The sequence below is a fragment of the Novosphingobium pokkalii genome, from assembly GCF_014652855.1.
GTDB lineage: Bacteria > Pseudomonadota > Alphaproteobacteria > Sphingomonadales > Sphingomonadaceae > Novosphingobium > Novosphingobium pokkalii.
The window spans coordinates 89234-111018 of record NZ_BMZP01000004.1; the positions used below are offsets into that span (position 1 = coordinate 89234).

Sequence of the window (21785 nt, forward strand, 5' to 3'; positions counted from 1 at the left end):
AAAAGGAAAGTGTCAGAATTCGATGCCGGCCTGGGCTTTCACGCCAGAGCGGAAAGGATGCTTGACCTGGGCCATTTCGGTGACGAGATCGGCCGCCTCGATCAGCGCATCGGGCGCGTTGCGGCCGGTGACGATCACATGCTTGCCTTCCGGCCGCGCGGTCAGCACGGCCAGCACTTCGTCGAGCGGCAGATACTCGTAGCGCAGCACGATGTTCAGCTCGTCGGCCAAGACCATGGCATAGGCCGGATCGGCGATCATGCGCGTCACCTCATCCCACGCGGCGCGGGCCGTGGCCACGTCGCGGGCGCGATCCTGCGTGTTCCAGGTAAAGCCCTCGCCCATCGGCTTGAATTCGACATGGTCGGGAAAGGCATCGAACACGGTCTTTTCGCCGGTGGTCATCGCGCCTTTCACGAACTGCACTACGCCCACGCGCATGCCGTGGCCGATGGCGCGCACGACCATGCCCATGGCCGCGCTGGTCTTGCCCTTGCCCTTGCCGGTATGGACGATCAGTAGGCCTTTTTCCTGCGTCTTGCTGGCCATGATCTTGTCGCGCGCGGCCTGCTTCTTGCGCATCTTGTCCGCATGGCGCGCCTCTTCATCAACCGCTTGCATCGGCCGTTTCCTTTTTCAGCAGATAGATATCCATGATCCAGCCATGCTGCGCGCGCAGCGCGGCGCGGCGGGCGAGAATGCATGGGCCGGCCTGGGCCAGGCTGCCGTGCTCCAGCGCTTGCTGCTCCATGCCCAGATAGGCGCCCCACCAGATGGTCAGGCCCGCCGGATCGAGCGCCTGGAACGCGCCGCCGGCATCGAGCATCACCGCCACATGCTGCGCCCCGGCGGGCCAGCCATGCTGGCGCAACAGGCGCCCGGTGGTGATCGTCACCGGCCCGGCCAGCGGATTAAGCGGAATGGCGTGAGCGGCGGTCAGCACCTGAAGGCTAGTGATGCCGGGCACGACCTGCACATGCAGCGCCAGCCCCTGCGCCATCAGCCGTTCCGCGATCCGCAGGCTGCTGTCATAGAGCGCGGGATCGCCCCACACGAGCAGGGCCGCGCGCCCGCCATGCGGCAGCGCCCGTTCCAGCGCGGCCTGCCAGACGCGCGCGATCGCATCGTGCCAGGAATGCACGGCTTGCGCATAGTCGCCCGCACCATCGCGCAGCGGCATGGCGAATTCCACGATGGCCACCGGCCGCGTCAGCACTTGCGCGCAGATCGCGCGGCGCAGGTCGATCAGCCCGGCCTTGTCCGCGCCCTTGTCGGGCAGCAGGATAACGTCGGCCGCGTTCATCGCCCGCACTGCCGCCAGGGTGAGATGGTCGGGATTGCCGGTGCCGATGCCGATCAGGTCGAGGTGGATCATGCCACGTCTCCCGATCCGGCGATCAGGTGGAAGAACGAGCCGGTCACCCGCCCGCGCCGCGATCCGGTTTCGGCCACCGCCGCGCCCGTGGCATCGCTCACCTCGGCCAGCGGCGCATCGTCTTGCGCCAGGATCGTGCAATAGTGGAACTCGTGCCCGCGCAGCGCCGTGCTCGCCGCCAGCGCGCCCACCGGCGCCAGCAACCGCGCCGCGCGATAGCCCAGGTGCAGCCGCCGCTGGGCATGGCTGGTTTCCAGCCCGAGCAGCCCGGCCATGGCATGGCGCGCGCCCGCCTTGTCCACCAGCCCCTGCCCCAGCACCATGTAGCCGCCGCATTCGCCGTGCACCGGGCGGGTCTGCGCATGGTGGCGCAAGCCGGCGAGAAAGCGCGTGGCCGCCGCGATCCGCCCGGCGTGCAGTTCGGGATAGCCGCCCGGCAGCCAGACCATGTCGGCCTCGCCTGCCGGGGCTTCGTCGGCCAGCGGCGAAAACGGCAGGATCTGCGCGCCCGCCGCCTGCCAGCCCTGCAACAGATGCGGATAGAGGAACGAGAACGCCGCATCGTGCGCCACCGCCAACCGCTGCGCCGGGGGCGGCGGCAGCGCGGGCGGCGCAGCGGCGCGGCCATTGGCCATGGGCACGGCCTCGGCCAGCGCCACCAGCGCGGCAAGATCGACATGCCCGCGCACAAAATCCGCCAGGCGATCGAGCGCGCCAGCCAGGTCGGGATGCTCCAGCGCCTGCACCAGCCCCAGGTGCCGCTCGGGCAAGGCGAGATCGGCCCGGCGCGGCAGCGCGCCCAGCACCGGCAGGCCGACCCTGGCCATCCCGTCGCGCAGCAGCCGTTCATGGCGCGCGCTGGCCACCTTGTTGAAAACCACCCCGGCCACGCGCACCTGCGGATCGATCCGGGCAAAGCCCAGCGCGGTGGCCGCCGCCGATTGCGCCTGGCCCGAGGCATCGAGCACCAGCACCACCGGCCAGCCCAGCCGCCGCGCCACATCGGCACTGGCGCCATGCCCCAGCGCGCCCGCGCCGGCAACGCCGTCGAACAGGCCCATCGAGGCTTCGGCCAAGGCCAGATCGGCCCCCGCCGCCTGCGCCGCAAGGCTGTCTACCAGCCCGCCCGTCATCGCCCAGCTATCGAGATTGAACGAAGCGCGGCCCGTGGCGGCGCGGTGAAACGCCGGATCGATATAGTCCGGGCCGTTCTTGAACGGCTGCACCGCCAGCCCGTCCTGCGCCAGGGCGCGCAGCAGGCCGAGTGTCAGCGTGGTCTTGCCCGCGCCCGAACTGGGCGCGGCAATCATCAGGCCGGGCACCGTCATGCCGTGGCGCCTTGCGGGCGGAAACGGCGTTCGTAATCGGCGGCATAGAGCCGGCTGGCGGCAAAATCGGCGGCCCCCAGCACGCGGCCGACCAGGATCAGCGCGGTGCGCTCCATTGTGCCGTCCACCGCCGCCGCCACCGTCTCCAGCGTGGCGCGGACCACGCGCTGATCGGGCCAGGAGGCGCGCCAGACCACCGCCACCGGGCAATCGGCGCCATAGTCCGGCAGCAGATCGGCCACCACGCTGGCCAGGTTATGGATCGAAAGGTGAATGGCCAGCGTCGCCCCGGTGCGGGCAAAGGCGGCCAGGTTCTCGCGCGGGGGCATCGCGCTGGCGCGGCCCGGCGTGCGCATCAACACCAGCGACTGGCCCAGCTCGGGCAGAGTCAGTTCCGCCTCCAGCGCGGCGGCGGCAGCGGCGAAGGCGGGCACGCCGGGAGTGATGGTAAAGGGAATGTCCAGCGCCCTCAGCGCGCGCACCTGCTCGCCCATGGCCGACCAGATCGACAGGTCGCCCGAATGCAGCCGCGCCACATCCTGCCCGGCGGCGTGGGCCTGGGCCATCTCGGCCACGATCGCGTCCAGCGCGAGCGGCGCGGTGTTGACGATCCGCGCGCCGGGCGGGCAATGGTCAAGCAGCGCGGGCGGCACCAGCGATCCGGCATAGAGGCACACCGGGCTTTGCGCGATGCGATCGCGCCCGCGCAGCGTGATCAGATCGGCCGCGCCGGGGCCGGCACCGATGAAATGGACCGTCATCGTTCAATTCCTGTGGCAAGCGCACATGTGGCCGTGCGATCGGGGGAAACACAGCGCGGCGCGAGCAGACGCGCGCCAGGGCCCGCCCCGGCCAGTGCCGCCGCTTCGGCCAGGCTGCCGGTGCCGCGCGCGCGCAGGCTGGCGGGGGACCGGGTGGGCGTGGCACAGCCCGCCAGCGCCGGCGCGGCGATGGCCAGCAGGGGCAGGCCGAGCGCCTGCGCCAGCGGAGCGAGCGCCGGAGCCTTGTCTGCCGCCGTGGCCAGATGCGTGACGCGCGGCTGCCCGGACTTGCATTGGGCCTGGGCCAGAGCGAGCGCGGCGCGCAGCGCGGCCTGATCGGCAGCGGCGCGAAATCCGAAACCGGCGACGATCATCGCACCACGCTCCACTGCACGACCGGGTAGCGCGCTTTCCAGCCGGTGCGCGTGCCGAGTGGCACCGCATCGGCCAATTCGATGCGCAGCAGATTGCCCCCAACCTGCCCGTGCCAGGTGGCGAGCAGCGCTTCGGATTCCAGCGTGACGGCGTTGGCGACGAGCCGGGTGCCCGGCCGCAGGCGGGGCCACAGCACTTGCAGCAGGGCCGCCGACAGGCCGCCGCCGATGAACACCGCATCGGGCAGCGGAGCATCGGGCAGGCAGGCGGGCGCGCGCCCGGTGATCACGCGCAGGCGATCGGCGCCCAGCGCCAGGGCATTGCCCCGCGCGCGGCTGGCGCGCAGCGGATCGCATTCCACCGCCACGGCGCGGTTGGCCGGATGGGCGAGCAGCCATTCGATGCCGATCGAGCCGGAACCGGCGCCGATGTCCCACAGCAGCTCACCCGCGCGCGGCGCCAGCGCGGCAAGGGTGAGCGCGCGCACCGGCGCCTTGGTGATCTGCCCATCGGCGGCAAACAGCATGTCGGGCCGCCCGGCGCCGAGCGGCAGGGCAAAGCCCGCGCCGGCAACGGCCAGGCCCACGGCAACCGGATGCTGCACATCATGCAGCGCAAAGTGATCGGCGCGGACCACGCGCACCCGCTCGCGCGGGCCGCCCAGCGCCTCCAGCACATGCAGGTCCGTCTCGCCAAAGCCCAGCGCCGCCAGCCAGGCCGCGAGGTCGGCCACGGCGGCGCCATCGCGCAGCAAGACCAGAATGCGCCGGCCAGGAGCCAGATGCGGGCGCAGGCGCATGAGCGGTGCGGCATGAAGGCCCAGGCAGGCGCAATCCTGCAAGGCCCAGCCCAGCCGCGCCGCCGCCAGCCCAAAGGTGGAGGGCGCGGGATGCGCCACCCACTCGGCCCGATCGAGCCGGGCAATCACGCTGGAACCGCCACCGAACCAGAACGGATCGCCCGAGGCCAGCATCACGACCGACCGCCCGCGCAGCGTCAGCAGCAGGTCGATCCCCGCCGCAAAGGGCACTGGCCATTCCAGCACCTTGGCCGTAAGCGGGCCGAGCAGCGCAAGATGGCGCGGCGGGCCGAGCACGAATTCGGCCCGGTCCAGCGCCGTGTGTGCGGAGGGCGAGAGGCCGGCGCGGCCATCTTCGCCGATGCCGAGGATCGTCAACCAGGGAGCCGCTTGCGCCATGCCCGCTTCAGCCATGCCGAACATCCTGCTGCTGGGCGGCACGACCGAGGCGCGCGAGCTGGCGCCGCTGCTCGCCGCGCGCGGCATTCGCGCCACGCTGAGCTATGCCGGGCGCACTCTGGCGCCGCGCGTGCTGCCCCTGCCCACGCGCATCGGCGGCTTTGGCGGCGTGGCGGGCCTGGTCGCCTGGCTGCGCGCCGAGGGGATCACCCATGTGGTCGATGCAACGCACCCGTTCGCCGCGCGGATGAGCGCCAATGCCGTGGCCGCGACGCAGGAAACCGGCGTGCCGCTGCTGGCCTTCACCCGCCCCGCCTGGCAGGCCGGGCCGGGCGACCGCTGGCAGCATGTGGCCGATCTGGATGGCGCGGTGGCCGCGCTCGCCGGCCCGGCGCGGCGCGTGCTGCTGGCGCTGGGGCGGCAGCATGTCAGCCTTTTTGCCGCGCAGCCGCAGCACCACTATGTGCTGCGCTTCGTCGATCCGCCCGAGGCGCCACCGCCGCTGCCCCGGCACGCGCTGGTGGTCGATCGTGGGCCGTTCACGCTGGACGGCGACCTGGCCCTGCTGCGCGACCACGCGGTGGACCTGGTGGTGTGCAAGAACGCCGGGGGCAGCGCGGCACAGGCCAAGCTGATCGCCGCGCGCGCGCTGCGCCTGCCGGTGATCATGATCGATCGCCCGTTCATCCCCCCGCGCCAAGAAGTGCACGATGCGCAAGCCGTGCTGGACTGGATCGCTCATGCGCCAGCCCCCACACCGCTCGCAGGAACGCTGCGCGGGGTATAGAGCACCGGGCCGCTGGGGCGGTGGAACAGCCGGGTCTGGCTCGATCCCACGATCACCATGGTGCGCATGTCGGCCATCTCGGGTGTGGCCTGGGCCAGCGGCACGATGCGCAATTGCTCCTCCGGCGTGGAAACCGCGCGGGCGAACAGCACCAGGCGCTGCGCCTCGCAACAATCGCGCAGCACCGCGAGCGTGCGGGCAAAACCCTGGGGCCGCGCGCGCGAGCAGGGGTTGTAGAACGCCATGGCGAAATCGGCCTGCGCGGCCAGGCGCAGGCGCCGCTCGATCAGCGGCCAGGGCTTGAGATTGTCGGACAGGTTGATCGCGCAGAAATCGTGGCCGAGCGGCGCCCCGGCGCGCGCGGCGGCGGCGAGCATCGCGGTGATCCCCGGCAGCACCTGCACCGGCACGTCCGCCCAGTCTGCCGGGCCATGTTCCAGCACTTCGAACACCGCCGCCGCCATGGCAAAGACGCCCGGATCGCCCGAAGAGACGAGCACGACCTGCCCGCCTTGCGCCGCCAGATCGAGCGCATGGGCAGCGCGTTCGCGCTCCACCCGATTGTCCGAGGGGTGCAGCCTCAGCCCGGCACGCGGCGCCACGCGGGCGACATAGGGGATATAGCCCAGCACGTCGGTCGCCACCGCGAGCGCGGCGGAGACTTCGGGCGTGACCTGTCCCGCGTGGCCGGGGCCGAGCCCGGCGATGGTGAGCGTGCCGGTCATGGGCGGCGGCCCTGGCCGTGGATCAGCAGGATGGCGAAATAGGGCGTGACCGCCTCGGCCTGGGCCAGCGGGGTGACGCGCTGGGTGGGCATGGCGGCGTGCTCCACCAGCCAGGCTTCTGCGGTGCGCCCGGCGGCGGCCACGGCGCGGCGCAGCTTGGCAAGGTTGCGCCCGATCTTCATCACCACCAGCGCATCGGTATCGCGGATGCGGCGGGTGAGTTCGGCCTCGGGCAGTGTGGCCATGGCCACGGTCAAGACATCGTCGCCCCAGGTGATCGGCAGCCCCGTGGCGTTCCAGGCGCCGGCCATGCCGGTGATGCCGGGCACGACCTGCACCGGCACTTGCCCTGTCAGTCGGCTGTGCAGGTGCATGAACGAGCCGTAGAAGAACGGGTCGCCCTCGCACAGCACGACGACGTCTTCGCCTGCGCGGGCCAGATCGGCCAAGCGCTGCGTGCAATCGGCATAGAACGCCGCCAGGCAGGCGTTGTAGCGCGGGTCGCTGACCGGAATTTCCGTGGTGACGGGATATTCCATGGCGATTTCCACTGCATCGGGGCGCAGCAGATCGGCCGCGATGCGGCGCGCATGGCCGGGCCGCCCGGCCTTGCGGAAATAGGCGATGTGGCGCGTGGTGCGCACCAGCCGATCGGCGCGCACGCTCATCAGGTCGGCGGCGCCCGGCCCCAGGCCGACGCCGTGGATCGTCCCGCTCATTCGGCGTCGCTCGCCAGGGCGTTGATCGCCGCCACGGTGATCGCGCTACCGCCCAGCCGCCCCGCCACGATGCAGCAGGGCACCTGCCCCCAGGCCCACAACGCATCCTTGGATTCGACCGCGCCGACAAAGCCCACCGGGCAGCCGATCACCGCCACCGGGCGCGGGCAGGCCGGGTCTTGCAGCATGGTCAGCAGATGGAACAGCGCGGTCGGCGCATTGCCGATCGCCACCACGCTGCCCGCCAGATGCGGCCGCCACAATTCCAGCGCGGCGGCCGAGCGGGTGGTGCCCAGCGCGGCAGCTAGGCCCGGCACGAGCGCATCGTGCAGCGTGCAGATCACGCGGTTGGCGGCAGGCAGGCGCGCGCGGGTGATCCCTTCCGACACCATCCGCGCATCGCACAGGATCGGCGCGCCGCCCCGCAGCGCATCCCGCGCCGCCTCGGCAAATCCGGCAGAAAAGCGGATGTGCGGCGCCAGCTCGACCATGCCGGCGGCGTGGATCATCCGCACTGCCACGCGTTCTTCATCCGGCGTGAAGCGCGCCAGATCGGCCTCTGCCCGGATCGTGGCGAAAGACTGGCGATAGATGGCCGCGCCATCGGTTTCATAGACGTAGGGCATCAGCGGCTTTCGCAATGGGCCAGCACGGCCCGGGGCGTGAGAGGGGATGCAGGGGCGCCTGGCCCCGCCCAGTCGAACCGGCCATCGGCCCGCCCGATCAGGGTGTTGGTGGTGGCGCGCGTGCCGGCGCAGCGCTTGGCACAGCCCGAAACGTGCAGCGTTCCCGCCACCAGCGGCGCCAGCACGCGCGCCAGATCGCGCGTGGCCACGCCCGCCTGCGGACAGGCCGGGGCGCCGGGGCAGGCCTCCACGCGCAGCAGCGGATCGGCCGGATCGGCGATCAGACCCGCCACCGCGCCCGGTGCAGCCCCTTCGGCGACGATCACGCGCCATGGGGTGAGCCGAAGGGCCTGCGCGCCGGGCACGGCGAGCGCGGCGGCCAGCACCGGGGCTTCCACTTGTCCGAACGGCGCGGCATGGGCCATGCCCAGCGCGCAAGGACCGGGTTGCAGCAGTGGCGCGGGCGCGGCGGGTCGGTCCTCGCCCTGCGCCCAGGCGGGCAGCGGCGCGTCATGGCGCGCCATGCGTCCGGCCTGCGCCCCGCCGCTTTCGGCAAACCAGCGGGCCAGCGCGATCAGGCCGGTCGCTTCCTCGCCCGGTGCCAGCGCCACGCCCGTGGCGCGCCCGGCCGCGCGCAGGATCAGGCCGCCGCCAGCGCCGCGCTCCACCCGGAAATCGCCCGGCTCGCGCAAGAGCAGCGGCGCCGCGCCGGCATCGATCACGAAGCCCACCTTGCCGGGCAATTCGGGCCATTCACCGCTGCGGGCGACAAGATCGTCGGCAATGCGCTGCGTATCGTCGCCCGCGCGCCAATCGGGCGCGACCAGCACGTTGCGCCTTGCTTCCACCGCCGGATCGGCCGAGACCAGGCCCAGCGCCAGCAGTTCGCGCAGCGCAGCCTGCCAGCCCGCTTCGCTCAGCCCGCGCAGTTGCAGGTTGGCGCGGCGCGACACGTCGATCAGGCCATTGCCTTGGCGCCCGGCCAGATCACACAAGGCCAGCACGGCATCGCGCGGCAGGCGCGCGGCGTGGGGCTTGATCCGCAGCAGCAGGCCATCGCCAGCGGCCATCGGGTGCCAGGCATCGGGGCACCAGCCCGCCACGCGAAAGCCGCTCATGCGCCCAGCTCCGCCAGAATGGCATTGCGCCGCGTGGGCCACAGCCCGGCGGCATGGAGCGCGGCAAAGCGCGCCTGCATCGCCGCCAGCGCCGCCGGGTTTTCCCGCGCCAGGAACGCGCGCACCGCCTCTGTCCCCAGCGTGGCGTGGTAATAGAGATCGAAAAGATGCGCCGGCACGCTGCCGGGCGCGAGATGGGCAAAGGCGCCGAGGTGATCGAGCATGGCCGAAAGCTCTGCCCCGCCGCGAAAGCCATGGCGCATCATGCCCGCGATCCAGCCGGGATGGGCCGCGCGGGCACGCACCACGCGGGCCAGCTCCTCGCCCAGCGGCCGCGCCACCGGCCGCGCGGGATCGCGGTTGTCGAGGTGATAGAGCGCGGCCTGCGCGCTCCCACCGGCAACTGCCTGCGCGGCGGCAAAGCCGGCTTCGTGCGTGGCATGGTCGGCGCCGAGCAGCAGGTCGGTCTCGGGCAGATCCTGCGCATGGACAAAGGCCTGCGCCGCCGCCACGCGGGCGCGCAGGCCAGCGGCATCGTCTTGCGGCGTTGTGGCGTCGAGCGCGTGGGACGAGGCGGCCAGCCAGGCCTCGCCCGCCGCGCGGCGGCTTTCGGCGCCATAGCGTTCCGCCGCCGCGCCGATGCCCGCGCCATAGCGGCCCGGCCCCGGCCCATAGACGCGCGGGGCCGGCGCCTGCCCGGCAAAGGGATTCCATTCGGGCGGCTCGTCCCGCCCGCACAGCGCGCGCACCGCCTGGCCGAACAGCACCGGCAGCATCGGAAAGGCATCGCGCAGCAGGCCCGAAACCCGCAGCGTGACATCCAGGCGCGGATGGTCGAGCCGGGCCAGCGGCAGGATTTCGACGCCGGTCACCCGCTCGCTGCCCGCGTCCCACACTGGGGCGGCGCCCAGCAGGTGCAACGCCATGGCAAAGTCCTCGCCCGCCGTGCGCATCGTCGCCGAACCCCACAGGTCCACCACCAGCGTGCGGGGATAGTCGCCATGATCCTGCAAGTGGCGGCGCACCAGTTCCTGCGCCAGCACCACCCCTTGCGCATGGGCGGCGCGGCTCGGCACGGCGCGCGGATCGATGGCATAGAGATTGCGCCCGGTGGGCAGCACGTCGGCCCGCCCGCGCCAGGGCGAACCGGCCGGGCCAGCTGCCACCCTTTGTCCCGCCAGCGCGGCCAGCAGCCCGTCGCGCTCCGCCGTCCCTTGCGCGCCGCGCCCGAACACGTGGAGGCCATCGCCATACTGGCTGTCTTTCACGTCGCAGACAAAGCGATCGATCCGGGCAATCGCCTCGGCTGCGCTGGCTGCGGGATCGAGGCCCAGTTCCGCCTCCAGCCCAAGCGCCTGCGCCTCGGCCCGGATTGCCTTGACCAGCCGGTCGCGCCGCGCCGGATCGAGGCCAACGGCGCCGGAAAACTCGTCGAGCAGGGCCTCCAGCGTGTGTAGCCCGGCGCCGCCTTGCGCGCGGCGCAGCGGCGGCGGCAGATGGCCCAGCGTGACCGCGCCGATCCGCCGCCGGGCCTGCGCGGCTTCTCCCGGATCGTTGACGATGAACGGATAGACCACCGGCAGCGCCCCGGTCAGCGCCTCGGGCCAGCAGGCCGCAGACAGCGCCACGGCCTTGCCCGGCAGCCATTCCAGCGTGCCGTGGGCGCCCACATGGACCAGCGCATCGGTCTTCTGCGCGCGCAGCCACAGGTAGAACGCGACATAGCCATGGCGCGGGCAGCGCGACAGGTCGTGATAGGCTTCGTCGCGCTGCGCCCGTTCGCCGCGCTCGGGTTGCAGCGCCACCAGCGCCCGGCCACAGCGCAGCGCGGCAAAGTGGAACGCGCCATCGCGGCAGGCTGGATCGCTTTCGGGCGCGCCCCAGGCTTGCGCCAGATCATCCTGCAAGGCAGTGGGCAACTGCGTCAGGGCGGCGCGGTAGGCGGTGAGCGGCCAGGCCAGGGTTTCGGCCGCCAGTCGCCGCGCCAGATCATCGGGCGGCGTCACGGCATAGCCCGCCCCGGCCAGATCGGACAGGATCGCCTGCGTCGAGGCCAGGGCATCGAGGCCAACGGCATGGGCCATCGCCTCGGCCTTGCCGGGATAGGTCGAAAGCACCAGCGCCACGGTTCGCTTGGCCACAGGGCGGCGGGCCAGCGCGATCCAGCCCTGCACCCGCGCGACGATTGCGGCAATGCGATCGGCATCGGGGGCGTGGACCTGACGGGCAAAACCCAGCGCCGCATCCTGCGCGCAGGGCTGCTTGAAACTGGCGACGCCGGCCATGATGCGCCCGTCGATCTCCGGCAGGACCACGTGCATGGCAAGGTCTGCCGGCGAAAGCCCGCGCGCAGAGGCGGCCCAGCCCTCACGCGGCGCGGTGGCCAGGGCCACCTGGAACACCGGCGCGCCGGTGGCATCGAGCGGGGTGTGCCCGGCATCGTCCCGCGCGGAAAAGGCCGTGGCATTGATGATCGCGGCGGGGCGCCAGTGGTTTAACGCCGCCTCTGCCACGCGGCGCGACTGCGGTTCTTTCAATGACGTTACGTAAAGCCCGTGCGCCGCCAGACCAGCCGCTTCCAGTGCGGCGATCAGTGCGGCAATGGCTGCGCAATCCTGCGCCGCCAGATAGGCGCGGTAAAAGACTACGGCCACCAGCGGCCGGGCCGGATCGGGCCGCAATGCCAGCGGGTCGCCCGCGCCCGCCTGTGGATGCCAGGCGCCGGCCATGGGTAGCGGTACAATGTCTGCGGCCAGATCCTCCGCCACCGGCAGCCCCCCCGCCCGCGCCAGCATGGCCAGCGCGGCGCAGGCCGCCTGCGGCCCGCCCGCGTCGCAGGCCTGCGCCAGCGCGGCGAGCGTGGCCGGCGGCAGGGTGGACGCTTCATCGAGCTGCGCGTCGGCCCGGCCATCAGCGGGCAGCACGGCCAAGGCGATGCCCCGCGCCCGCGCCAGCGCCGCCACCTGGGCCAGGCCATAGCGCCACCACGATGCCCCGCCGATCAGGCGGATCAGGATCGCCCGCGCACCCTCGCCCGCCGCATCGAGCGTCTGTTCCACATAAGTATCGACCGAAAGCGGATGCTCCAGGGCGGCCAGGTTGGCCAGGCGCAGCGCCGGAAACGCCGGATCGCCCGCGCGCGCCAGATGCCACCCGGCGGCAAAGGCGGCCAGGTCGCTGTCGGAAAACGACAGCACGACAAGCGGCGCGGGCGCCTGCCCCAGATCGCGGGGCAGCGCCGTTTCCTCCAGCCCGTGGCTTTCGCGGAACAGGACGTGCATGGGTGGCAGGCCTCAGGCGGCCAGCACCGCCCGGATCGTCTGCGGCTCCAGCCGTTCGCGCTCGGCAATCGCCACCAACTGCCCGGCGCGCGGTTCGCCGGGGCGCCAGGGGCGGTCATACTGGTGGCGCACCCGCGCGCCCACCGCCTGGACCAGCAGGCGCATCGGCTTGCCCGCCACGGCAACGTGGCCTTTCACCCGCAGCACGCCATGCTCGCGCGCCAGCCGCTCGATCCGCGCGGCAAGCTCTGCCGGATCGGCAATCTCGCCCAGCGGCACCACCGTGCTGGCAAAGTCGTCATGCTCGTGATCGTCGGCGCCATCGTGGTGCGAGGGGCGCGCGGCAATGTCGTCTTCCGCCGCCGCGTTCAGCCCCAGGATCACGCGCGGATCGGCGGCGCCTTCGGCCAGTTCGACGATCGGCACCGCGCGCGGGGAAGTCTGCGCGATCACCGCGCGCGCCTGCGCCAGCCCCGCCGCGCCGGCCAGGTCGCCCTTGGTCAGCAGCACCATGTCGGCACAGGCCAACTGGTCTTCAAACACTTCGGCCAGCGGGGTTTCATGGTCGATGCCCGGATCGGCCGCGCGCTGCGCCTCCAGCGCGGCGAGATCGGGAGCGAAGCGGCCCGCCGCCACCGCTTCGGCATCGGCCAGCGCCAGCACGCCATCCACGGTGATGCGGCTGCGGATCGCGGGCCAGTCGAACGCCTTGAGCAGCGGCTTGGGCAAGGCCAGGCCAGAGGTTTCGATCAGAATGTGATCGGGCCGGGGATCGAGCGCGAGCAGGCGCTCGACCGTGGGAATGAAATCGTCGGCCACGGTGCAGCAGATGCAGCCATTGGCCAGTTCGACGATGTTGTCGGCCGGGCAATCGGGAATGGCACAGGATTTCAGGATATCGCCATCCACGCCCAGGGTGCCGAATTCGTTGACCACCACGGCCAGCCGGCGCCCGCCGGCGTGGCGGATGAGGTGGCTGATCAGCGTGGTCTTTCCCGCGCCGAGAAAGCCGGTCACGATAGTGACGGGCACTTTTGCCAGATCCGGCATGCACAAAACCCTTCCGCGCGCCGAGCGACGGACACGCGGCAGGGCTTCACCGGACACGATCCGGCCGGGCGCGCGGCAGCGGGCCGGCGCACGAGGCGCCCACCACAACGCGACCCGTGCAGCCCCAGCCGCACAAGTCTTCGTCGCCCAGACGGAAGTGTTACCGTGCCCGGACCATCCCCTGGATCAAGGCAAGAGCGACCAGTGCGCCGGCAGGTCTCCTGGCTCGTGGGTCAGGGCTTGATGCACGCCTTCCCAGGTTCGCTGTGGAACCCAGTGGCCATCCCCGCCGAAACGGGGATCGGTGCATCGCGCTCGCCACTTACAGTTGCAGGGACAGCTACGGATTTGGGGCCAGGCCCCGCACCGTATTCCCGATTAAGCCCCTCTCGGGGCACCGACGCGATCTTTGCGAAACGCAAGGCCGAGGCCTGCGCTTCGCGACCGGGTGTAGCCGAGTTCCCCGGCCAAGCCAACCGGTCTTGGCATCAAGCCGCGCGCACCACGTCGATTTCATCGAGCCGCTGCCAGCGATAGATCGCCGCGCTGGCCAGCCAGCAGACCACGAACAGGCCGATGATGGCAAAGCCCAGGTTGTTGAAATTTCCGGCAAGATCGGCCGCCAGCCGCCACGGCGCACCATGCAGGCCCAGCTTGCCGCCGATCAGCGCGGCCGCCTCGATCCCACCGATCACGATCGCCACCAGCGCCGAAACCAGCGTGATCGTGATGTTGTAATAGAGCTTGCGGATCGGCTTGACGAAAGCCCACTCATAGGCGCCGAGCATGACCACGCCGTCGATGGTGTCGACCAGCGCCATGCCTGCGGCAAACAGCGCGGGCAGCACCAGCACCGTGCCCAGCGCCAGGCCATTGGCGGCCTGGCTGGCGGAAAGGCCGAGCAGCGCCACTTCGGTGGCAGTGTCGAACCCCAGCCCGAACAGGAAACCCAGCGGCGCCATGTGCCACGCGCGCGTGACCAGGCGGAACATCGGCCGGAACAGCCGCGCCAGCAGCCCCCGGCCGGACAGCAGCAGGTCGAGATCCTCCTCTACATAGGCGCCCCCGGCGCGCACATGGGCAAAGGTGCGCCACACCCCGCGCAGGATGACGAGGTTCATGGTGGCGATGGCAAACAGGAACAGCGCCGAAACGGTGGTGGCGATGATCCCGCCCACCTCGCGAAAGGCGTCGAAGCCGGCGAGCGCGGTGGCGGTCAGCGCCACCACGATCGAGGCGATGGCGATGATCGTGGCGTGGCCCACGGCAAACCACAGGCCCACGGCAATCGGCCGCTGGCCCTGCTGCATCAGCTTGCGCGTGACATTGTCGATCGCGGCGATGTGATCGGCATCGACCGCATGGCGCAGGCCCAGCCCCCAGGCGAGGACGGCCGTGCCCAGCATGAGCGGCTGGGCATGGAACAGCGCTAGCGCCCAGAGCCAGACGAGCGCATTGGCGACGACCAGCGCAGACAGCAGCACGGCAATGCGGCGGCGCAGGGACGGTTTGGGCAAGGAAGACGCGCGCACGGCATCAGGCGCCCGCAAACGGGCGAAACGGAAGAGAAAAGACACCAGAAGACAGACTCCGGCCAGGGTTGCGACCCGGTCGGCACCCGGCCTTGGCGCGCGCCACAGGGCGCCCGCGCGCAGCCCTGCGCCGGCCAAACGGCGTCGCTCTGACGGAACGAACCGTGCCACGGCCATCCCCTGGACCAAGGCATGAGCGACCATGCGCCGGCCGGTCTCCTGGCTTGCGGGTCAGGGCTTGATGCATGCCTTCCCAGGCCTCGCCCGCTTCGGCGTCCGGCCCAGTGGCTGCCCTCCCCGCCGATGCCGGGGAAAGCGCTATGCATCGCGCTCGCCGCTTACAGTTGCAGGGACAGCCGCGGCCTTGGGGCCAAGGCCCCGCACCGCATTCCCGATTGAGCCCTCTCGGGCACCGGCGCGATCTTTGCCCGGCGAAACCTCCGCCCGGCCCCCAAGGCATAACCAGACACCCGCGCCCACGCAACGGGCTTGGCAAGTGCGCGCGCCTTGCCAGCCTGCCAGCAGCGGCTATGCTGCCAGGCCGACAGGCATCAGCGCCTGTGCGGGAGGCTCTGGCCATGACGTTCGCTGCACGTCTGCACCACCATCGCGGCGCACTGCGCTTCGCACCGTTCGTGGTGATCGGGCTTGCCATGCTTGCCGAACGCCTGCCCCTGGCGCAGCGCCATCCGGTCCTCGCCCTCGCGCTGCTGCTGTGGCTTGCCGCCGACAGCCTGCTGTTGGCCTGCGTGGCGACGACGGAAAGCCGTCGGCCCGGCGCCGGACAGATCGTGGCCCGCCTGGCCGGAGCCTGCGCGATCGTCACGCTGGCCGCGCCACCGCCGCTGCAAGCCGTGCTGCGCGCCACGCCTGTCGTGCTGGCCGCAATGGGGCTGGTCGTGCTCGCCCATCTCGCCCTTGCGGCCAGCCGCGCGGTGCGTGGCTGGCACGACAGCCAGGGCGTAGCGCGGTGGGAGCGCGTGGCGGGACAATTCCTGCCGCTGCCCTTGGTGCGCTTTGCCCGGCTGGAACTCACGGTGCTGCACATGGCCCTGCTGCGCTGGGGCGGCCCGGCCGATGTGCCGCCCGGCGCGCGGGCCTTCGCCTATCACCGCCATCTCACGCCGATGGCCGCCACGCTGCTGGCGCTCTCGGCCATCGAAGTGGCTGTCTATCACGTCTTCCTCGGGCACTGGAGCCGCTGGGCCGCCGTGGCGATGTTCGTGCTCAGCGATCTCGGGTTGGTCTATCTGGTCGGGCTGGTGAAATCGTTCCGGTTCCGCCCCATCCTGCTGGACTCCGACGGCCTGCGCGTCCGCGCCGGTTTCCTGATCGACGTGGCCGTGCCCATCGACCGGATCGAGCGCGTGACAATGGCTGTGGACGGCGCGGAAATCCGCGATCCGGCAACGCTCAACGCCGCCCTGCTCGCCTGGCCCAATGTGGTTGTCCACCTCAACGCGCCGCTGCCCCATGGCCCGGCCTGGCGCCGTCGCATGTGCCTGCGCGTGGCATTCCGGCTGGACGACCCCGAACCGCTCGTGCGCCTGCTGCGCTGGCGCCTGAATCAGCCCTGAGACGTCAACCCTGAGGCGGCGGATCGCGTCGCGCCGGGGCGAAGGCCCATTGCAGGGTGCGGGCCATCGCCATGGCGCCGCCGCGCACCAGGGGCGTTGCCGGCAGCGGCAGGCGGCGGCCGTGCAGCGCCTGTGCCCAGGCAGGCATGAGATCGACCGCCGCCTGGAACAGCAGGTGCTGCGCCGGGGCCGCCGCGAGCGAGGGGGCTGGCTGCGACAGCACCATCCGGGCAACCCGGCGGGTGCGGGCATCGGCGCGCAGTTCGGGGCGGAACGTGGCGATCAGCGCATCGGCCTGCGCCCGCGTCTCTGGCACCGGATCGGCGCCCAGCCGGCGCGCCACCAGCGCCGCCTGCTGCATGTAGGCATCCTGATCGGCGCGCGACATGCCCGGTTCGCCATAGGCGATCCACGCATCGAGAAAGCCGATCGCCTCGCACACGTGAACCCAGGCGAGCAGATGCGGATCGTCGGCGCGATAGGGCGTGCCATCGGGCAATACGCCGCGCACATGCTCGTGCACGGCCCTGACCTTTTCAATCGCGGCATCGGCCAGCGCGCGATCGGCATACGTGGTGACGGCAATGAACCGCGCGGTGCGGCGCAGGCGGCCCAGCATGTCCTGCCGGAACGCGCTGTGGTCCCACACGCCCGCCAGCGCGGCCGGGTGCAGCATCTGCAACAGCAGGGCGGTAACCCCGCCGATCATCATCGTGGTGACATCGCCATGCACCCGCCAGATCACCGAATCGGGCGCAAACAGCGCATTGGCCGAGCGCACCACGGGGCGTTCGCCTTTTCCCGGATCGTGGAACAGCGCCTGCACCCGCTCGACCAGCAGGCGCCGCACCTGCGCGGCGGGATCGAAGCGAGGGAGGGTGCTGGCCATGCCCCACGATAACCCCAGGCACCCGCCCGGCGCCAGCGCCAAGGCCGCCGCCCGAAAGGGTATGTGTTGACGTCACGCCCAAGGAAGGCGAGTCAGGGGGCATGAACCAGCCCCCCTCGATGCTTCACGACGGTTTCCTGCTGCTTGGCTTTGCCATGGTCTTCGTGCTGGTGTTCCGCCGGCTGGGCCTGGGGGCCACGCTTGGCTACCTGCTGGCCGGCGCGGTCGTCGGCCCGCAGGTGCTGGGCCTGGTGGGTGAGGCGGAGCAGAAGCTGGGCATTGCCGAACTGGGCATCACGCTGCTGCTGTTCCTGGTCGGGCTGGAACTGAACCCGGCGCGGCTGTGGCGGATGAAGCGCGATATCCTGGGGCTGGGCCTGTTGCAGGTGGTGCTGTGCGGCGCGGCGATCACCGCCGTGATCAACTTCGGCACCGATTTCAGCCTGACCGCCGCCATCGCGCTGGGCCTGCCGCTGGCGCTCTCGTCCACCGCGCAGGTGCTGCCGATGCTCCAGGCCTCGGGCCGGTTGCGCACCCCGTTCGGCGAGCGGACCTTTGCCATCCTGCTGTTCCAGGACTTGTCGATCATTCCGATGATCACCCTGATCGCGGCGATGAGCCGCAACCCGGCCGACGCCAATGGCCCTCCGGGCTGGCAACTGGCGCTATACACCGTGCTGGCCATCGTTGGCCTGATCCTGGCCGGGCGCTATCTGATCCGGCCGCTGTTCCGCCTGATCGGCAACCTGGGCGAGCGCGAGATGTTCGTGGTCGCCGCGCTGTTCACGGTGATGGCCTCGGCCGCAGTGATGGAGGCGCTTGGCCTGTCCACCGCGCTGGGCGCGTTCATCGCCGGGGTCATGCTGGCCGACAGCCCCTATCGCCACGAACTGGAAGCCGATGTGGAGCCGTTCCGCTCCATCCTGCTCGGCCTGTTCTTCCTGGCCGTGGGCATGATGCTCGATCTCCACGCGATTGCCGAACGGCCGCTGTTCGTGCTGGCCATGGCGCTGTCGCTCGTGGCGGTGAAGGCAGCGGTGATCATGGGCATCGGCCTGGCGTTCCGCATGTCCTGGCGCAGCGCGCTGGCGCTGGGCCTGCTGCTGAGCCAGGGTGGCGAATTCGGCTTCGTGCTGTTCGCCCAAGCGCAACACGCGCAACTGATCGCGCCCGAGGCGGCCAGCCTGTTTGGCGCGATCGTCACGCTGTCGATGGCCACCACGCCGTTCCTGATGGCGCTGACCAAGCCACTGCGCGCTGATCCGGGCAAGACCAAGGGCGCCGAGCGGCAAGGCCCGACCGGGGACGCGGCCAATGCCCTGATCGTGGGCTATGGCCGTTTCGGGCAAACCGTGGCGCAGATGCTCAATGCCAGCGGCCTGTCGGTCACGCTGATCGACACCGACGTGGAAATGATCGACGTGGCCGGCGGCTTTGGCGCCAAAGTCTATTTCGGCGACGGCACCCGGCTCGACCTGCTGCGCCAGGCCGGGGCAGACGAAGCCGCGCTGATCCTGTTCTGCATGGATGGTGACCAGATGGACGCTGCGGCGCTGGACGCCGTGCACCAGGCGTTTCCCCAGGCGGCGATCTTCGTGCGCGCGTTCGATCGGCGCGCGGTGGTGCGGCTCAAGGATTCGCCCGCCAAGTGGGTGATCCGCGAAGTGATGGAATCGGCCGTGAAGATGGCGCGCCTGGCGCTCGCCGAAACCGGGGTGAGCGAGGAAATCATCGCGCGGGCCGAAGACATGTACCGCGTGCGCGACAAGGAACGCCTGAAAATCCAGTTCGAAGGCGGCGACTTGCGTGCCGCGCGCGATCGCATCATCACCGAGCCGCAGGCCCAGGAAAGCTAACGCCTCAGCTCTTGCGCGATGCCTCGAAAGCGTTGCGCGTCTTGAGGCTGGGGTCTTCGGCCCAGGGCTGGTCGGGCCAGCGATGGCGCGGATAGCGGCCTTTCATGTCCTTCACCACGTCGCGCCACGATCCGCGCCAGAACGCAGGCAGATCGGCGGTGGTCTGGATCGGCCGCCCGGCGGGCGAGGTGAGCGAGAGCAGCAGCGGGCGCGGCGGCTGGCCGATCATCGGATGGCGATCGAGGCCGAACAGCGCCTGCACCCGCAGTTCCACCGCCGGGCCACCTTCGTGGGCATAGTCGATGGCATGGCTGGTGCCGGCCGGCGAGCGGTATTGCGCCGGGGCCAGCCGGTCCAGCGTCTGCCGCTCGTTCCAGTCCAGCCGGCTTTCCAGCGCCTCGTGCAACTTGCCCGCGCTCACCGCCAGATCGCGGCGGCCGGCGAGCAGCGGCGCCAACCACTCCTCCAGATCGGCGAGCAGCGCACCTTCGTCCAGCGCGGGGAGCCCGGCATAGCGCCCGCGCGTGAGCAGCGCCCGCGCCGCCTGGCCCAGCGGCAGAGCCTCCAGCCCCTCGCGCCGCACCACATCGAGCAGCAGCGCCGCCACCGCCGCCGGATCGGGCGCGGGATCGGGCACGCGCGCCAGCACGATCGCGCCCAGCCGCCGCTCCAGCCGCGCTTCCACGCGGCCTTCGGCAGCGTTCCAGGTCAGGCTGTGGCGTTGCTCCAGCCGGTGCGCCAGCCAGGTGGTGACATCGTCCTCGTCCAGCGCCAGCGCGCTCATGATCCGCGCGCCCTTGGCTTCCCCTTGCGCATCGCCGATCACCAGCCAGCGCGCGGTGGCGAGCGGCGAAGCCGGATCGAGCCGATAGCCCCGCCCGCCCGAGGACAGCCACTCCTCGCCACTGGCACTGCGCGCGCGGGCAATGCGATCGGGGAACGCCTCGGCCAGCAGCACCGCGAGCGGCGGCCTTGCGGCGTTGCGCGCCACGTTGTTTTGGCGCCCTTCGACAAGCTCAGGGCGAACGGGAGGGGAGGAGTTGGTTTTCGTCAAAGGTCCGTTCGGGCTGAGCTTGTCGAAGCCCACTGGCGCCCCGCGCGCCTCCCGATCGGCCGCCGCCGCCCAGCGCGCGGCCAGCTTGCGCGAGGCGTCGGCCCGCGTGCCGCGATCGCCCTGCCAGCGGTCAAACCGCCGCGCCAGGTCTTCGCCGCTGCCGCCCAGCCCGCGTTCCTGCAACAACAGCGCCAGCCGCGCGGCATCCTGCGCCGCGCCGTGGCGGGCGGCAAAGAGCAGCATGTGCGCCAGTGCCGGCTCCATCGGCAGGCGCGCCATGGCGCGGCCGTGGGCCGTGATCCGCCCTTCCCCGTCGAGCGCGCCCAGCGCCACCAGTGCGCCACGCGCGGCGGCCATGGCGGCGGCGGGCGGCGGGTCGATCCAGGCCATCGCCGCCGGATCACCCGCGCCCCATTGCGCCAGAGTCAGTGCCAGCGGCGCCAGATCGGTGTTGAGGATTTCGGGCGGATCGAACGGCGCGCGCCCGGCATGGGCCGCTTCCTCCCACAGGCGATAGGCCACGCCCGGCCCCTGGCGCGCTGCGCGGCCCGCGCGCTGCGCCGCGGCGGCCTGGCTGGCGCGCGTGGTGACCAGCCGGGTAACGCCGGCCACCTTGTCGAACTCCGCCCGGCGCGACAGCCCGGCATCGACCACTACGCGCACGCCGTCGAGCGTGAGCGAGGTTTCGGCAATCGCTGTGGCCAGCACCACGCGGCGGCGGCCTTGGACATCGCGGCGGATCGCGGCACGCTGGCCGGCCGGTTCGACCTGGCCGTGCAAGGGCAGCACCAGCGCCGTGGGCAGGCGCTGCGCCAGGATTTCGGCGGTGCGATCGATGTCGCGCACGCCCGGCAGGAACGCGAGGATATCGCCCTCCTCCTCGGCCCAGGCCAGGGCAATGGCATTGGCCATGGCCTGTTCGGTGCGCAACTGCGGGCTGCTGCCCAGCCAGCGCAGGCGCAGGGGATGGGCCTTGCCCGCGCTTTCGATCACCGCGCAATCGGGCATCAGCGCGGCAAAGCGCGTGCCGTCCAGCGTGGCGGACATCACCACCACGCGCAGATCCTCGCGCAGCACGCCCTGCGCTTCCAGCGCCAGCGCCAGGCCCAGGTCCGAATCGAGATGCCGCTCGTGCGCTTCGTCGAACAGCACCGCCGAAACGCCCGCCAGTTCCGGATCGGCCAGGATCGTGGCGACGAAAATCGCCTCGGTCATCACCAGCACGCGGGTGCGGGCTGAACGCTTGCTGTCGAGCCGGGTCAGATAACCCACGGTTTCGCCCGGCGCTTCGCCGAGCAGGTCGGCCATGCGCTCGGCCGCGGCGCGCGCGGCCACGCGGCGGGGCGAAAGCAGGATCACCGTGCCCGTGCACCAGCTTTCGCGCAGCAGCGCGGTGGCCACGGTCGTCGTCTTGCCGGCGCCGGGCGGCGCGATCAGCACGGCATTGGGCTGCTGCGCCAGCGCGGCCAGCAGATCGGGCAAGACGGCATGAATGGGCAGATCGGTCACGCCGCCGCCCTTACTGCCTTGCCCC

The 21785-nt window shown here is 71.5% G+C and carries 18 protein-coding genes and 2 riboswitches; of the genes, 3 read left to right on the forward strand and 15 right to left on the reverse strand.

The window, feature by feature from the left end; genetic code table 11:
- Positions 1-12 precede the first annotated feature (12 nt).
- The 6 genes from cobO to cbiE are packed head-to-tail and all read right to left on the reverse strand — an operon-like array spanning position 13 to position 5052.
- On the reverse strand, positions 13-621 hold the full coding sequence (gene cobO / locus IE191_RS05660; protein ID WP_191323388.1) for a cob(I)yrinic acid a,c-diamide adenosyltransferase: 609 nt from the start codon (positions 619-621) through the stop codon (positions 13-15).
- A complete protein-coding gene (gene cobF / locus IE191_RS05665) occupies positions 608-1375 on the reverse strand; it encodes a precorrin-6A synthase (deacetylating) (RefSeq protein WP_191323389.1) in 768 nt (255 codons plus the stop codon). The genes cobO and cobF overlap by 14 nt, the downstream gene beginning before the upstream one ends.
- Positions 1372-2703: a cobyrinic acid a,c-diamide synthase CobB gene (locus tag IE191_RS05670; RefSeq protein ID WP_191323390.1), complete on the reverse strand. Its 1332-nt coding sequence runs from the start codon at positions 2701-2703 to the stop codon at positions 1372-1374. Before IE191_RS05670 ends, cobF begins: the two co-directional genes overlap by 4 nt.
- Positions 2700-3464 (reverse strand): precorrin-4 C(11)-methyltransferase, encoded by a 765-nt coding sequence (gene cobM / locus IE191_RS05675; protein WP_191323391.1) that lies wholly within the window; start codon positions 3462-3464, stop codon positions 2700-2702. Before cobM ends, IE191_RS05670 begins: the two co-directional genes overlap by 4 nt.
- Positions 3461-3838: a cobalamin biosynthesis protein gene (locus IE191_RS05680; protein ID WP_191323392.1), complete on the reverse strand. Its 378-nt coding sequence runs from the start codon at positions 3836-3838 to the stop codon at positions 3461-3463. Before IE191_RS05680 ends, cobM begins: the two co-directional genes overlap by 4 nt.
- Positions 3835-5052, reverse strand: a complete 1218-nt coding sequence (gene cbiE, locus IE191_RS05685) for a precorrin-6y C5,15-methyltransferase (decarboxylating) subunit CbiE (RefSeq protein ID WP_373299246.1) — start codon at positions 5050-5052, stop codon at positions 3835-3837. Before cbiE ends, IE191_RS05680 begins: the two co-directional genes overlap by 4 nt.
- Between cbiE and IE191_RS05690 the strand changes: the two genes are divergently transcribed.
- The gene (locus IE191_RS05690; protein ID WP_191323393.1) at positions 5051-5824 is read left to right on the forward strand and encodes a cobalt-precorrin-6A reductase; all 774 of its coding nucleotides are present in this window, start codon (positions 5051-5053) and stop codon (positions 5822-5824) included. The genes cbiE and IE191_RS05690 overlap by 2 nt on opposite strands.
- On the opposite strand, the gene cobJ is transcribed toward IE191_RS05690, so the two are convergent.
- From cobJ to IE191_RS05725, 7 genes are all read right to left on the reverse strand, one after another.
- Positions 5776-6549, reverse strand: coding sequence for a precorrin-3B C(17)-methyltransferase (cobJ, locus tag IE191_RS05695; protein WP_191323394.1), 774 nt, complete (start codon positions 6547-6549; stop codon positions 5776-5778). The genes IE191_RS05690 and cobJ overlap by 49 nt on opposite strands.
- On the reverse strand, positions 6546-7268 hold the full coding sequence (cobI, locus tag IE191_RS05700; RefSeq protein ID WP_191323395.1) for a precorrin-2 C(20)-methyltransferase: 723 nt from the start codon (positions 7266-7268) through the stop codon (positions 6546-6548). The genes cobJ and cobI overlap by 4 nt, the downstream gene beginning before the upstream one ends.
- Entirely contained in the window at positions 7265-7894 is a 630-nt protein-coding gene (locus tag IE191_RS05705; RefSeq protein ID WP_191323396.1) for a precorrin-8X methylmutase, read from the reverse strand. The genes cobI and IE191_RS05705 overlap by 4 nt, the downstream gene beginning before the upstream one ends.
- Entirely contained in the window at positions 7894-9012 is a 1119-nt protein-coding gene (locus IE191_RS05710) for a ferredoxin-like domain-containing protein (protein WP_191323397.1), read from the reverse strand. The genes IE191_RS05705 and IE191_RS05710 overlap by 1 nt, the downstream gene beginning before the upstream one ends.
- Positions 9009-12293, reverse strand: a complete 3285-nt coding sequence (cobN, locus tag IE191_RS05715; protein WP_191323398.1) for a cobaltochelatase subunit CobN — start codon at positions 12291-12293, stop codon at positions 9009-9011. Before cobN ends, IE191_RS05710 begins: the two co-directional genes overlap by 4 nt.
- 12 nt (positions 12294-12305) lie before the next feature.
- Positions 12306-13343: a cobalamin biosynthesis protein CobW gene (cobW, locus tag IE191_RS05720; RefSeq protein ID WP_191323399.1), complete on the reverse strand. Its 1038-nt coding sequence runs from the start codon at positions 13341-13343 to the stop codon at positions 12306-12308.
- A gap of 194 nt (positions 13344-13537) precedes the next feature.
- Positions 13538-13760, reverse strand: a riboswitch (cobalamin riboswitch).
- A 71-nt stretch (positions 13761-13831) separates the two neighbouring features.
- The gene (locus IE191_RS05725) at positions 13832-14860 is read right to left on the reverse strand and encodes a HoxN/HupN/NixA family nickel/cobalt transporter (RefSeq protein ID WP_229815128.1); all 1029 of its coding nucleotides are present in this window, start codon (positions 14858-14860) and stop codon (positions 13832-13834) included.
- Between the two features lie 207 nt (positions 14861-15067).
- A riboswitch (cobalamin riboswitch) is annotated at positions 15068-15302 on the reverse strand.
- 151 nt (positions 15303-15453) lie between these two features.
- On the opposite strand from IE191_RS05725, the gene IE191_RS05730 reads away from it, so the two are divergent.
- Entirely contained in the window at positions 15454-16452 is a 999-nt protein-coding gene (locus tag IE191_RS05730; protein ID WP_191323400.1) for a hypothetical protein, read from the forward strand.
- 4 nt (positions 16453-16456) lie between these two features.
- Here the strand turns inward: IE191_RS05730 and IE191_RS05735 are convergent, their stop codons facing one another.
- A complete protein-coding gene (locus IE191_RS05735) occupies positions 16457-17341 on the reverse strand; it encodes an oxygenase MpaB family protein (protein WP_191323401.1) in 885 nt (294 codons plus the stop codon).
- Positions 17342-17442: 101 nt separating this feature from the next.
- On the opposite strand from IE191_RS05735, the gene IE191_RS05740 reads away from it, so the two are divergent.
- Positions 17443-19197 (forward strand): cation:proton antiporter domain-containing protein, encoded by a 1755-nt coding sequence (locus tag IE191_RS05740; protein WP_191323402.1) that lies wholly within the window; start codon positions 17443-17445, stop codon positions 19195-19197.
- Between the two features lie 4 nt (positions 19198-19201).
- Here the strand turns inward: IE191_RS05740 and hrpB are convergent, their stop codons facing one another.
- Positions 19202-21760: an ATP-dependent helicase HrpB gene (gene hrpB / locus IE191_RS05745; protein WP_191323403.1), complete on the reverse strand. Its 2559-nt coding sequence runs from the start codon at positions 21758-21760 to the stop codon at positions 19202-19204.
- Positions 21761-21785: the final 25 nt, after the last annotated feature.